This window comes from Paraburkholderia sp. (assembly GCF_034668105.1).
Lineage (GTDB): Bacteria > Pseudomonadota > Gammaproteobacteria > Burkholderiales > Burkholderiaceae > Paraburkholderia.
Window position 1 is genome coordinate 1 of sequence record NZ_JAXDPY010000683.1, and the last position, 12,029, is coordinate 12,029.

Sequence of the window (12,029 nt, forward strand, 5' to 3'; positions counted from 1 at the left end):
CACACGACATGGACGCACGCAATCTGTTCGCCAGTTTGCTACCGGTACTGCGTTTGCTGTTCGCCGCGCCCAACCCGTCCGCGATCAAGGCGATGCTGGCATTCGATCATTCGATGACCGACGAAACACGCATGCCGATCACGCGCGCGTCGGCACAGCTCGTCGATCGCCTCAGCACCGCGCGCGACAGGTTGCAGGATCTGCGCGCCGAGTTTGCTGGAGCGATGAGCTAACGCGAGGAGAAGCGGAACAAGCTTGCGCCACGAATCAGTTCATTCTTCGTGGCGCAAGCTTGCGTTCAGCCGCTGCATCCGCAGCACGACACGCCGCGCGTAACCGCGGCCACCGCCGCTGTAACGAAGCAGCGCGGCGTCGAGATTGCCGCCGCTCTCATCGAGGTCGTCGCGCAAAATGGTCGAGCCGATCCGCACGTTGATCGCCGGATCGGACAAGTCGGTTGTGCCCGCAATCAATTGCGGATGCGCGGCGCGCGAGTCGGACGTGCCTGCATCTTTTGCGTGACTTGCTGGACATTCAATTCGATCAATGCGCCGCCGGATTCAGCTCGGCTAGTACGCTGAGCTTTTGCACATCGGCGATCTCTATTTCCGCATAGCCCAGCTTCAACGCGCCCTGCGCTTCGAACTCCTTGAGCACCTGATTGATCGTCTGCCGCGACAAAGCCAGCATCATGGCCAGATCCTCCTGCGGCACTTTGAGTACACGCCGCAATGCACCGGGTTCGCCGTACCCGCCCGCCATCAACAACAAGCGGCGCGCCACGCGCTGCGCGGCGGGAAGCAAAGCGGCCTCCTCGATGGCATCGAAAGCGAGGCGCAACTTTTGCGTCAGCAGCAAACCGAACGCATGCCAATACCCGGGCGTGCGTTCGAGCAGCGCGGCAAGCGCGGTGCGCGGCACATGAAACAGCTCGGAATCGCGTTCGGCATACGCGTCATGGGTTCGCGGGCGGTTATCGAACAACGCGATCTCGCCGAACCAGTTCACGGGCTCGATGATCGCAAGCAACGCTTCCTTGCCGGCCGAACTCGCCGCGCCGATTCTCACGAGACCGTCGAGCACGCAATAGAGGCCGTTGTCGGAATCGCCACGCGTGAAGAGCCGTTCGCCGGCCGCGAGGCGTTCGACACGCCCCGCTTCGATCAGCTGCGCCTGCATGGCAGCGGGCGCCGAGCGAAACCACGCGCTGCGCTCCAGCAACGCGCCAAGCTCATTTGAGGAAAAACTCGCACTCATAGGACGGCATCCATGTCGGATTGTCGGCTACCCGATGGTTTCAAATTCCGCTGCCCGCGATTATGCTGGCTTTGACGGAGGAGCGGCATCCATGAGAACGCTGACGCAACAGCTTACGCAATACGCGGCCTACCACCGCGACCGGCGCAATATCGCCACGCATTTCATCGGCATTCCGATGATCGTGCTGGCGCTGGCCGTGTTGTTGAGCCGGCCCGCTTTCAGCGTGGCTGGCTTGCCGTTGACCTTATCGCCCGCGTGGGTGCTGTTCGCCGCGGCGACCCTCTACTACCTCGTGCTCGACGTGCCGCTCGGCGTGATGATGGCGGTGGTGTCGGTGCTGTGCGTCGCAGGCGGACAATGGCTCGCCGCGCAAGCCACGCTCATCTGGCTCGGCTCGGGTATTGGCCTCTTCGTGATCGGCTGGGTCTTTCAGTTCATCGGCCACGTAGCGTACGAACATCGCAAGCCTGCCTTTGTCGACGATGTGATCGGGCTGCTGATCGGCCCGCTGTTCGTCCTCGCCGAGGCGTTGTTTGGTTTTGGCTGGCGGCCCGCGCTGCGTGAGGCGATCGAGGCACAGGTCGGCGCGACGCGTATCAATGCGGACAGCGCGGCGGCGCATCGGTGAATCGACTGGGGGCGCACGATTCGCGCGTCCTGCGCTCAACTCCAGCCGCCATCCCGACTCAATCAATCTTCTTAACTCTACCGCCATCCCCGTTCAATCAGCCGTCTCAGTCCAACCGGCAGCCGTGTCTCGACCACCATGGCTCAACGTTCAACGCGCCGCGAACCGAACCAGCCGCACGCCATGCAACGCCGTCAGCGAGACCGCAATCCAGATAGGAATATACGTGGCTAACTGCGCGGCGCTCAGCGCCTCACCGAGCAACGTAATGGACACAAACACCAGCAACACCGGCTCGACATAGCCGAGAATGCCAAACAACGCGATCGGCAATAAACGGCTCGCCTTCAGATACGAAGCCAGCGCAATGGTGCTGAGCGCGCCGAGTCCCGGCAACAGCAAACACCACATGTCGACACGGTCGCCAATCACCGTCAGCGAACCGCCGATGACGATAAACACAGCCGCCGGCAGCAGCAACAGCGCCATTTCCACCGTGAACATCGCCAGCGAATCCTGGTTGATCTTGCGCCGCAGCACGAAGTACGGCGGATAACCAAGCGCGACGAGCAAGGTCGGCCATGAAAACGCACCCGTCATCCATAGTTCATGGGCGACGCCCAATGCGGCGCAGAGAACGGCTAGCCACTGCAGACCATCGAGGCGCTCGTGATAGTAGAAGCGTCCCACCAGCACCATCGTTAGCGGCAGCAGAAAATAGCCGAGCGAGACTTCGAGCATGCGCCCATGCAGCGGCGCCCAGAGAAACACCCACAGTTGCACGCCAAGCAAAGCCGCGCTGACAATCATCGCCACGCCGAGCTTCGGCTGCGTCACCATGCGGTAAAGAAGTTGCCGGAGAATCGGCAGGCGTTTGCGCCACAGAATCAGCAAGAGTGCGCCCGGCACGGTCCACACGACGCGCCACGCGAAAATGTCGAGTCCGCTCAAGGGCGCAAGCAGCTTGGCGTAAGCGGACAGTAATGCAAACATCGCCGACGCGCCGACGGACAACGCGATGCCGCGCTTTGGATCATATTGGTTCATTACGCGGCCCCTGACGCAGTCGTTTCGGCACGCGGCGCAGACGGGTGAGCCAGTACTGATGTTGATGCAAGTGTGTGCGGCGCAACATGCGGCTGTGCGCCTCGAGTCGTTGTCATTAGAAGTGAAGTCTCACAAGCAGGCAGCGTAGAACGAGCGCTGCGTTTTTTATCTTCGGCAGGTGATGCAAGCGGGCATTCTAGACGGGTTCCGGAGCAAACGCGCCTGATGGTTCGTCGCTGGTTCATTGCAGCAAGCAGCAATTTATTCCGTGCGCATCGCGCGCCGATGCACTAGAACATAACTTCACGCGCGACGGGCAAAGCCGCTGCAGCTACGCCCGCCACTTCCTGCGCAGATGTTCAAGCGCGAATCTTGCTATGAAGTCTGGCGACACCGTTTGCAACGTCATTCAGGACATCCTGGACATCCGTCGCAACCGCCATTGCAGCGTTATTTGCAAGCGTCCTCGGCAATATCAATGAGCCGGGCCGGAAAGGCAGTCCACGCGGACTGGGCCCGCCTTTCCTTCCCGCGGCATGCATCACCCGCGCTTCAGTGCGCCTGCCGCCATCCGGCCAGCAATCCTGCTCATCGAATGTGACTACTGGAGCCAGCATGACCCAGCCAGCCCTCTCGCACGACGCATCGCCCGATCTACTGCGCGCCGCCTTCGCCGCCGAAGTACGCGCCGGGCTCACGCACACGCCGCAAAAAGAACTGCCCTCGAAGTATCTGTATGACGAAGTCGGCTCCGCGCTGTTCGAAGTGATCACCGTGCTGCCGGAATACGGCGTGACACGCGCCGAGGAACGTCTGCTCACCAAGCACGCGGCGGACATCGTCGCGCATCTTCCGCATGATGTGACCGTCGCCGAACTGGGCAGCGGCAGTGGCCGCAAAACGCGACGCATTCTGGAAGCGTTGTGTAAAAAGCGCCCCACTTCTTACTGTCCGATTGAAATTTCGCGCAGCGCGTTGCAGTTGTGCAGGCGCGAACTCGGCGACATCGAGCGGATTTCGATCGTGGGTTATGAACGCGATTACCTGGCCGGACTCGCCGAAGTGAGCAAGAACCGCGCGGCGGATGAACGGCTCCTGGTACTGTTTCTTGGCAGTACGATCGGTAATTTCGGCAGACTCGCGGCGACACGGTTTCTGCGCGATATCCGCAATATGCTGGCGCCCGGCGACGCGCTGCTGCTCGGCACGGACCTGATCAAGCCGACGCCGGTGCTCGTGGCCGCCTACGACGATTCGATCGGCGTCACGGCATCGTTCAATCTGAATTTGCTGGCGCGCATCAATCGCGAGCTCGACGCCGATTTTCCGCTCGATGCGTTCGAGCACGTCGCCCGCTTCAATCCGGACGCACGCAGCATCGAAATGCATCTGCGGGCGAAGCGCGAGCTCACCGCGCGCGTGGGCGCCGCGCAATTGACGGTCTCGCTCAAAGAAGGCGAAACCATCTGGACCGAGAGCAGCCACAAATATCGCGCGGACGAGATGCCCGCGATCGCCGACGACGCCGGCTTTGTGTGCAGCCATCAGTGGATCGAGGATGAATGGGGCTTCGCGGAAAGCTTGCTGGTGGCGCGGTAAGCGGCTTGCGGTAAGCGGCTTGCGATTGCGTTATCGGGTCGCAAGCCGGCTACGCGACACATACCAGCGACAAAACGGCGCGCTATCGATGTGATGGCGCGCCGCGTTTGTTTCGACTTGCGCGAAGTCCCCGCGCTCAGTGCTGCTCGAAACGCTCGAAACGCTTTTCGGTCGCGCGCTCTTCGCCGGCCACTTCGGTCACGCGCGCCGCCGGCGGCCCGTGACGCAGCCACGACAGCATCCGGTCGACCTGGTTGGCCGAGCCCTGCAACATGGCTTCGACGGAACCGTCGTCGAGATTCGCCACCCATCCCTTGATACCCAACGCGTGCGCCTGACGCACCGTGGCGTGGCGAAAGCCCACGCCCTGCACCGTGCCGCGCACGCGTACGTAATATGTTTCGATCCGTAGATCCAGATCCGGAGCCATGCCGTCCTCTCTTCTGTCGACCCCGGAGTTAGCGCTTGAGCGGTTACTCCGGTCCCATGCAACGCAAAATCTTTCAAGCCGGCATTCTAGTCGCGTCGCGGCAAGATTGCTCGGCCGCGCATGAGCTCGTCCGAGCCCGCCCACGCGCTCGAAGCGCCCTGCACGGCACGCGGCACGCGCGCCACGTACAATCCGTCGACTGTCACGCAGGGAATCAATCAGAATGACCGAACAGAATCGCGATCTCGTGCTCGTGACCGGCGCATCCGGCTTCGTCGGCTCGTCGGTGGCGCGCATCGCGCAACAGAAGGGTTTCAAGGTGCGCGTGCTGGTGCGCGCTACCAGTCCACGCAAAAACGTCGAGGCGCTGGACGCGGAAATCGTCGTGGGCGATATGCGCGACGAAGCGTCGATGCGCAACGCGCTGCGCGGCGTACGCTATCTGCTGCATGTGGCCGCCGACTATCGCCTGTGGGCGCCGGACCCGAGCGAAATCGAGCGCTCGAATCTCGAAGGCACCGAGGCGACCATGCGCGCGGCGCTGAAGGAAGGCGTGGAACGCATCGTCTACACGAGCAGCGTGGCCACGCTGAAGGTCACCAGTTCCGGCCAGTCCGCCGATGAAACCTCGCCGCTCAAAGCCGACCAGGCGATCGGCGTGTACAAGCGCAGCAAGGTGCTGGCCGAGCGCGCGGTGGAGCGGATGATCGTCAAGGATGGCCTGCCTGCCGTGATCGTCAACCCGTCCACACCGATCGGTCCACGCGACGTCAAACCGACGCCGACCGGCCGCATCATCGTCGAGGCGGCGCTCGGCAAGATTCCTGCGTTCGTCGAGACTGGCCTGAACCTCGTGCATGTGGACGATGTGGCCGCCGGGCATTTTCTGGCGCTCGAACGCGGCAAGATCGGCGAACGCTACATTCTCGGCGGCGAAAATCTGCCGCTGCAGCAAATGCTCGCGGATATCGCCGCGCTGACCGGCCGCAAGGCGCCCACGCTGAGTTTGCCGCGTGGGCCGCTTTATCCGCTGGCCATTGGCGCAGAGGCGGTCGCAAAATTCACGAAACGCGAACCGTTCCTCACCGTCGACGCGTTGAGGATGTCGAAAAACAAGATGTACTTCACGTCGGCGAAGGCAGAGCGCGAGCTCGGCTATCGCGCGCGACCCTATCGCGAGGGCTTGAGCGATGCGCTCGACTGGTTCCGGCAAGCCGGGTATTTGAAGCCCTGACGCGAGCATGTCTAATCGGGCGGGCTGCGGGCCGCCCACGCATACCGGGCTGCGCGGCCGAGCTGCGTAGGCCGAGCTGCATGAGTCGGTCCACGTAGGTGGACCACCTAGGCCGGCCCGCGTAGGCCGCGCCGAACAACGCGGCGCGGCCCGCACGCACTTTGTTACAACGTCACGGTGTTGGCGGCAGGTAAAAGCCCGCGCGCAGCAGGTAAAATCGCGGGTCTTACCAGAGAAACCTCGCATGAATCTTCACGAACAGCTCGGCGCGCTGGAAGTGGGCGTCGATCAGCTCATCCAGGCTGTCGTGGCCCCGCAGGCCGAAAATAGTCCCGAGACACCTACCGAGGCGGCAGCGCAGGGAGCGCCGGCGGCGAATCACGTCTCGCCCGAATCGCAAGCCGAAGACCGGGCGCCTGAACCAGCGGCAGCCACGACCGCGGTAGAAGCGGCGGCGGCACCCGCACCCGGCAGCGAAGAACCGGCCGCTCAGTCTCAACAACCCACGCTCGAAATCAACCGCCCTGCGCAAAACGAGATCACGATGACGATCGGCGGCCAGACGGTCGCGCTGCGTGCTGAGCAGATCGGCCAGCTGATCGAGGAGTTGGCGAACGCGCGGGCCTCGATGACCCCGGAACCGCCGCCGGGCATCTCGCCGGGCTGGCGCTTCGTCTCGACCAAAAATCCTGTCATGGCCGTGCAGAAGCAGTCGAATGGCGACCGTCTGCTGGTCATGCGTCACACCGGCCACGGCTGGGTGCCGTTCACGTTCTCGCCCGACATGGTGATCCAGATGTACATGATGCTCACCAAGGGCTGATATAACGGTCGATGCAAAAAACGGCGCCTGAGAGCGCCGTTTTTTTCGTCCGACAAATCCGCGAGCGCGTGTTTCAGCGCTCCTGCACCGGCGCCTGCACACGCGCCTTCCAATGCCCACCCTTGCCGCGCCAGTAGCGCACCGCCGACGCAAACGTCGCGCCGACATAGAACAACGCCACCAGCGGCAAAAACGGGGCCCAAAGCGGCGAACGGCGGTAATAGCTCAGCATCGGCGCATAAGCGCAACACATGAGCGCCCACGCGAGCCACGCGGGCCAGCCCAGCGGACCGAGCACCAGCGCGGCCACCGGTGGCATCAGATAGATGATCGTCATGCCGAGCAGCGTGCCTGCCAGCAGCAGCGGCGAGTAATGCAACTGCGTAAAGGCCGTGCGCGCGATCATGTTCCAGATGTCCCGCCAGCTATCGTAAGGACGCAACGACACGCTGCGCGCCGCCACATCCAGACGGATCGAATGACGCCCTGTGCCACGATGCTTGATCCGCGCGGCGAGGCTGCAATCGTCGATCAGCTCGGCGCGGATCGACTCGATGCCGCCCGCTTCTTCCAGCGCGCTGCGCCGCACCAGCATGCAGCCGCCCGCCGCCGCCGCCGTGCGGTTGCGCGGGTTGTTGACCCACGCGAACGGATACAGCTTGGCGAAGAAGAACACGAAGGCCGGAATCAGCGCCTTCTCCCAGAACGAATCGCAGCGCAAGCGGACCATCAGCGAGACGAGATCGCGCTTTTCCGCATCCGCCCGCGCGACGAGTTGCATGACGGCGTCAGCGGGGTGGCCGATGTCGGCGTCGGTCAGAAGCAGAAAATCGGCGGGCAGGCCGAGCGTGCGCACCGCCTCGACACCTTGCGACTGCGCCCACACCTTGCCGGACCAGCCCGGCGGCAGCGGCTTCGCGCTCAACACCGTCAGGCGATCGGGGCATTGCAGCTGCAACGCGGCCGCGCGAGCGGCGTCGGCGGTGCCGTCGGTGCTGTGGTCGTCGACGACGATGACGTGAAATTCGCCCGCATAGTCCTGCTCGAGCAAGCTGGTGACCGCCTGTGCGATTACATCGACTTCATTGCGCGCCGGCACCACGGCGGCAACCGCCGGCCAGCTTTCACGCGGTTCGAGCGTAAGCGGCGCAGCGGGACGCGCCCGCCAGAAACCGCCCCGCGCCAACAGCAACACACCCCAGATCAGCAGCGAAAGACACGAAAGAAGAAATAGAACCGCCGCCATTAAGCCCGCCATTAAGCATTACCCTCGAGTGAACCCGCTTCCACGCCGACCCGCCGCGACAGGCGCATCATCAAAGTGCGCACCGCGACGACGCACCAGTCAAATGTGTTCAGCACCGGTCGCTCGCGAAACACGTCATAGCCGGCCTTTTCGATCCGCTCAAGGATGCGCAGGCCACCGTGGATGGCGCCGCACAGCTCGATACCGAGCCGCCCGGGAATCCGCAATGCGAGCGGCGCGCCACGTACCAACGTGGCCCGTACAAACGAAATTTCGTAGGCCATCAGCTTTGTCCATGCCTCGTCGACAACGCCCTTCGCGATCTGCGCCTCGGTCACGTTGAAGCGCCTCAGATCCGCCAAGGGCAGATACAGGCGGTTCTTGTTCCAGTCCGCGGCCACGTCCTGCCAGAAGCTGATCAGTTGCGAGGCCGTGCAGATCGCCTCGGCGTCGGCGAGATTCTGCGGCGTGGCGGCGCCTACCAGATGCAGCATCAACTGGCCGATCGGGCTTGCCGAGTGGCGGCAATAGTCGAGCAACGCGCTCCGGTCGGCGTAACGGGTGGTGTCGATGTCCTGCCCGCAGGCATGGAGCAGATCGTAGAACGGCGCCAGCGGCAGTTTATACTTCGCGATCACCCCGGCGAGCTTGCCGAACAGCAGCGGATGCACCGGCGCCGCGCGCCGCTCCGCTATCGCGTCGAGGCCGGCGCGGAAGTCGGCGAGACGAGCGTGGCGCTCGGCCGGGCTCCAGTCGCCTTCATGGGCGATGTCGGCCGCAGTGCGAACAACCTGGTAAATAATGTCGATCGGCGTGCGCAGCGCCTTCGGCAGCAACACGCTCGCGACCGGAAAATTTTCGTATTGATCGACGTCCATCCAGCGAGCCTCGAAACCATTCTGTAATGCGGCCGCCAACATGCGCCGCAGGACCACGTAGTTTAAGGGTTCCGCCAAACCGCTGCAGCGTGTAATCATTACCGGTTATGCCAGGCATTGGGCGCCCGCCACCGGGCCGATGGCGCGGCGCCCGCCCAACACCGGGGCGGGGCCTCGAAGCAAAGCCGGCCTGATAGCGTTAGAATGCGCGTTTGGTTTTGCTGTACCGGCTCTGCGCCGGGGCTCAAGACGTCAACTAAATAGATGATCGCGGCGATAAAGTCAGAATTACCGGCTTCTTCGAAACCCGCGTCAGTCGGAGTTCGCCAATTTATGCGAGTCATCCTTGCTCAACCCCGCGGCTTTTGCGCGGGTGTTGTACGCGCCATTGAGATTGTCGATCGCGCGTTACAACAACACGGGGCGCCCGTGTATGTTCGCCACGAGATTGTTCACAATCGCCACGTGGTGGACAATTTGCGCCAGAAGGGCGCGCGCTTTGTCGAGGAACTCGACGAGGTGCCGCAAGGCGCCGTGGCGATTTTCAGCGCCCACGGTGTCGCGCGGACAGTCGAGCGAGACGCGGAACAGCGCGGCCTCGACGTGCTCGACGCAACCTGCCCGCTCGTGACCAAAGTCCACGTGCAAGGGCGCCAGTATGTGGCCGCGGGCCGTACGCTGATTCTGATCGGCCACGCCGGCCATCCGGAAGTGGAAGGCACGATCGGCCAGATTCCGGGCAAGGTGCTGCTGGTGCAAAGCGAGGCCGAAGTCGCGCATCTGGACTTGCCGCACGATACGCCGCTCGCGTACGTCACGCAGACCACGCTGTCGGTCGACGATACACGTGGCATTATCGATGCCTTGCTGCGCCGCTTCACCGACATCGTCGGTCCCGACACGCGCGACATCTGCTACGCCACGCAAAACCGCCAGGCGGCGGTGCGCGAATTGAGCAAAGAGGTCGACGTGCTGTTGGTGGTGGGCGCAACCAATAGTTCGAACTCGAACCGGCTGCGCGAGATCGGCAGCGAAACCGGCGTGGCGAGCTATCTCGTCGCCGACGGTTCGGAAGTGAAGCCGGAGTGGTTTGCGAATGTGCAGACCGTCGGCATCACGGCCGGTGCTTCGGCACCGGAAGAAATGGTGAAGAACGTAATCGATGCGCTGCGCGCATTGGGACCCGTCGATGTCACAACGATGGCGGGCCGTGAAGAGAAAGTCGAATTCAAGTTGCCATCGAAACTGATGCAACCACTCGCTGCACGCGAAGTTTAAGGAGGACGTCTTGTCTATTCCGCTGCTACAGAAAGTCCGGGTCGGCGCATACATCATGCGTCAGCATCTCTCCGGTAACAAACGCTACCCGCTCGCGTTGATGCTGGAGCCGCTGTTCCGCTGCAATCTTGCCTGTAATGGCTGCGGCAAGATCGATTATCCGGATCCCATCCTGAATCAGCGTCTGTCGCTCGAGGAATGCCTTGGCGCGGTCGACGAATGCGGCGCACCGGTGGTTTCCATTGCCGGCGGCGAGCCGCTGCTGCACAAGGAAATGCCGCAGATCGTGAAGGGCATCATCGCGCGCAAGAAGTTCGTGTACCTGTGCACGAACGCGTTGCTGATGGAAAAGAAAATGGACGACTACGAGCCGAATCCGTATTTCGTCTGGTCGGTTCACCTGGACGGCGACGAACAGGCGCACGATCACTCCGTGTCGCAGGAAGGCGTGTACGTCAAGGCAGTCGCCGCGATCAAGGAAGCAAAGCGCCGCGGTTTCCGCGTGAACATCAACTGCACGCTGTTCAACGACGCCGTGCCGGAACGCGTCGCTGCGTTCTTCGACACGCTGGGCCCGATGGGCGTGGACGGCATCACGGTCTCGCCGGGTTATGCGTACGAACGCGCGCCGGATCAGCAGCACTTCCTGAACCGCGACAAGACCAAGCATCTGTTCCGCGAGATCTTCAAGCGCGGCAACAACGGCAAGAACTGGTCATTCAGCCAGTCGGGCATGTTCCTCGACTTCCTGGCCGGCAATCAGACGTACGAGTGCACGCCTTGGGGCAACCCGGCGCGTACCGTGTTCGGCTGGCAGAAGCCGTGCTACCTGGTCGGCGAAGGCTACGTGAAGACCTTCAAGGAATTGATGGAAACCACGGAGTGGGAAAAGTACGGCACGGGTAACTATGAAAAGTGCGCGGACTGCATGGTGCACTGCGGTTTCGAAGCAACGGCCGTGATGGATACGGTTGCGCATCCGTTGAAGGCATTGAAGGTTAGCCTGCGCGGTCCGAAGACGTCTGGCGCCTTCGTCAAGGATATTGCTTTGGATAAGCAGCGTCCGGCCGAGTACGTGTTCTCTCGGCACGTCGAGATCAAGCTTGAAGAGATTGGGCGTGCGGGCAAGGGCAAGAAGGTGCAGACGGCGGCTTCCGCTTCCGCACACTAAGCGTTGTCCAGGGCGGCTTGGGATGGCTTAGGGTGATTCAAGCCGTTCCGTCCGCCCGAGATGATGTGCAGGTTTTGCAAAGAAAAAAGCGCGGTGGCCTGATTGCCACCGCGCTTTTTTCTTTGCGTGAATCTTTTGCGGGACGTCAGCCCGCGCTTCGTGCGTTATGTGCAGTCAAGAACTTGATCAGCCCATCAACGCCGCCCTTGGAAAGCTGATCGGCGAACTGCGTCTGATAAACCTGAATCAGCCAGGCGCCCATCATGTTGATGTCGTAAATCTTCCAGCCATTGGGTCCCTTGGTCAGTCTGTAACCAATGGCATCGTCGCCGCCATTGCTGATCACGTGCGACTGCACGACCAGATCGCTGGCGCCGGCAGGCACGCTAACCGGCAAGAATTTGAATTTCACATCCTGATCGCGCAACTGCGACA

13 protein-coding genes and 1 pseudogene are annotated in these 12,029 nt (G+C 62.4%); 7 read left to right on the forward strand and 7 right to left on the reverse strand.

Annotated features, from left to right (window positions below):
- Positions 1–233, forward strand: a pseudogene (locus QOC89_RS30030) (4-hydroxy-tetrahydrodipicolinate synthase); the annotation flags it as partial.
- A gap of 39 nt (positions 234–272) precedes the next feature.
- On the opposite strand, the gene QOC89_RS30035 reads toward QOC89_RS30030, so the two are convergent.
- Both QOC89_RS30035 and QOC89_RS30040 read right to left on the reverse strand, forming a co-directional pair.
- Positions 273–473, reverse strand: coding sequence for a hypothetical protein (locus QOC89_RS30035; protein WP_323048362.1), 201 nt, complete (start codon positions 471–473; stop codon positions 273–275).
- Between the two features lie 70 nt (positions 474–543).
- Entirely contained in the window at positions 544–1,257 is a 714-nt protein-coding gene (locus QOC89_RS30040) for a Crp/Fnr family transcriptional regulator (protein WP_323048363.1), read from the reverse strand.
- A 91-nt stretch (positions 1,258–1,348) separates the two neighbouring features.
- On the opposite strand from QOC89_RS30040, the gene QOC89_RS30045 reads away from it, so the two are divergent.
- Positions 1,349–1,888, forward strand: coding sequence for a DUF962 domain-containing protein (locus tag QOC89_RS30045; protein ID WP_323048364.1), 540 nt, complete (start codon positions 1,349–1,351; stop codon positions 1,886–1,888).
- A gap of 150 nt (positions 1,889–2,038) precedes the next feature.
- Here QOC89_RS30045 and rarD read toward each other — a convergent pair whose 3' ends face one another.
- Positions 2,039–2,935: an EamA family transporter RarD gene (rarD, locus tag QOC89_RS30050; RefSeq protein WP_323048365.1), complete on the reverse strand. Its 897-nt coding sequence runs from the start codon at positions 2,933–2,935 to the stop codon at positions 2,039–2,041.
- A gap of 615 nt (positions 2,936–3,550) precedes the next feature.
- Here rarD and egtD point away from each other — a divergent pair.
- Positions 3,551–4,534: an L-histidine N(alpha)-methyltransferase gene (gene egtD / locus QOC89_RS30055; RefSeq protein WP_323048366.1), complete on the forward strand. Its 984-nt coding sequence runs from the start codon at positions 3,551–3,553 to the stop codon at positions 4,532–4,534.
- Between the two features lie 136 nt (positions 4,535–4,670).
- Here the strand turns inward: egtD and QOC89_RS30060 are convergent, their stop codons facing one another.
- Positions 4,671–4,964, reverse strand: coding sequence for an acylphosphatase (locus QOC89_RS30060; protein WP_179739934.1), 294 nt, complete (start codon positions 4,962–4,964; stop codon positions 4,671–4,673).
- Positions 4,965–5,187: 223 nt separating this feature from the next.
- Here QOC89_RS30060 and hpnA point away from each other — a divergent pair, with 223 nt between their 5' ends.
- Both hpnA and QOC89_RS30070 read left to right on the forward strand, forming a co-directional pair.
- Positions 5,188–6,198 carry a hopanoid-associated sugar epimerase gene (gene hpnA / locus QOC89_RS30065; protein WP_323048367.1) on the forward strand — a complete coding sequence of 337 codons (1,011 nt, stop codon included), beginning with the start codon at positions 5,188–5,190 and terminating at the stop codon, positions 6,196–6,198.
- Between the two features lie 244 nt (positions 6,199–6,442).
- A complete protein-coding gene (locus QOC89_RS30070; RefSeq protein ID WP_323048368.1) occupies positions 6,443–7,021 on the forward strand; it encodes a hypothetical protein in 579 nt (192 codons plus the stop codon).
- 73 nt (positions 7,022–7,094) lie between these two features.
- Here QOC89_RS30070 and QOC89_RS30075 read toward each other — a convergent pair whose 3' ends face one another.
- Both QOC89_RS30075 and hpnC read right to left on the reverse strand, forming a co-directional pair.
- Entirely contained in the window at positions 7,095–8,267 is a 1,173-nt protein-coding gene (locus tag QOC89_RS30075) for a glycosyltransferase (protein WP_323048369.1), read from the reverse strand.
- An 11-nt stretch (positions 8,268–8,278) separates the two neighbouring features.
- Positions 8,279–9,145 (reverse strand): squalene synthase HpnC, encoded by an 867-nt coding sequence (gene hpnC, locus QOC89_RS30080; protein ID WP_323048372.1) that lies wholly within the window; start codon positions 9,143–9,145, stop codon positions 8,279–8,281.
- Between the two features lie 333 nt (positions 9,146–9,478).
- On the opposite strand from hpnC, the gene ispH reads away from it, so the two are divergent.
- Complete coding sequence (gene ispH / locus QOC89_RS30085; RefSeq protein ID WP_323048370.1) at positions 9,479–10,423, forward strand: 4-hydroxy-3-methylbut-2-enyl diphosphate reductase; 945 nt, start codon at positions 9,479–9,481, stop codon at positions 10,421–10,423.
- 10 nt (positions 10,424–10,433) lie between these two features.
- Positions 10,434–11,594, forward strand: a complete 1,161-nt coding sequence (gene hpnH / locus QOC89_RS30090) for an adenosyl-hopene transferase HpnH (protein ID WP_179739922.1) — start codon at positions 10,434–10,436, stop codon at positions 11,592–11,594.
- Positions 11,595–11,739: 145 nt separating this feature from the next.
- Here the strand turns inward: hpnH and QOC89_RS30095 are convergent.
- On the reverse strand, positions 11,740–12,029 hold a 290-nt coding region (locus QOC89_RS30095; RefSeq protein WP_323048371.1), incomplete at its 5' end, for an ABC transporter substrate-binding protein.

Excerpts from the sequence above, each read along its gene's own strand:
- QOC89_RS30040 (WP_323048363.1), bottom strand. The coding sequence starts at position 1,257 with ATGAGTGCGAGTTTTTCCTCAAATGAGCTTGGCGCGTTGCTGGAGCGC.
- QOC89_RS30045 (WP_323048364.1), top strand. The coding sequence starts at position 1,349 with ATGAGAACGCTGACGCAACAGCTTACGCAATACGCGGCCTACCACCGC.
- rarD (WP_323048365.1), bottom strand. The coding sequence starts at position 2,935 with ATGAACCAATATGATCCAAAGCGCGGCATCGCGTTGTCCGTCGGCGCG.
- egtD (WP_323048366.1), top strand. The coding sequence starts at position 3,551 with ATGACCCAGCCAGCCCTCTCGCACGACGCATCGCCCGATCTACTGCGC.
- QOC89_RS30060 (WP_179739934.1), bottom strand. The coding sequence starts at position 4,964 with ATGGCTCCGGATCTGGATCTACGGATCGAAACATATTACGTACGCGTG.
- hpnA (WP_323048367.1), top strand. The coding sequence starts at position 5,188 with ATGACCGAACAGAATCGCGATCTCGTGCTCGTGACCGGCGCATCCGGC.
- QOC89_RS30070 (WP_323048368.1), top strand. The coding sequence starts at position 6,443 with ATGAATCTTCACGAACAGCTCGGCGCGCTGGAAGTGGGCGTCGATCAG.
- QOC89_RS30075 (WP_323048369.1), bottom strand. The coding sequence starts at position 8,267 with ATGGCGGCGGTTCTATTTCTTCTTTCGTGTCTTTCGCTGCTGATCTGG.
- hpnC (WP_323048372.1), bottom strand. The coding sequence starts at position 9,145 with ATGGACGTCGATCAATACGAAAATTTTCCGGTCGCGAGCGTGTTGCTG.
- ispH (WP_323048370.1), top strand. The coding sequence starts at position 9,479 with ATGCGAGTCATCCTTGCTCAACCCCGCGGCTTTTGCGCGGGTGTTGTA.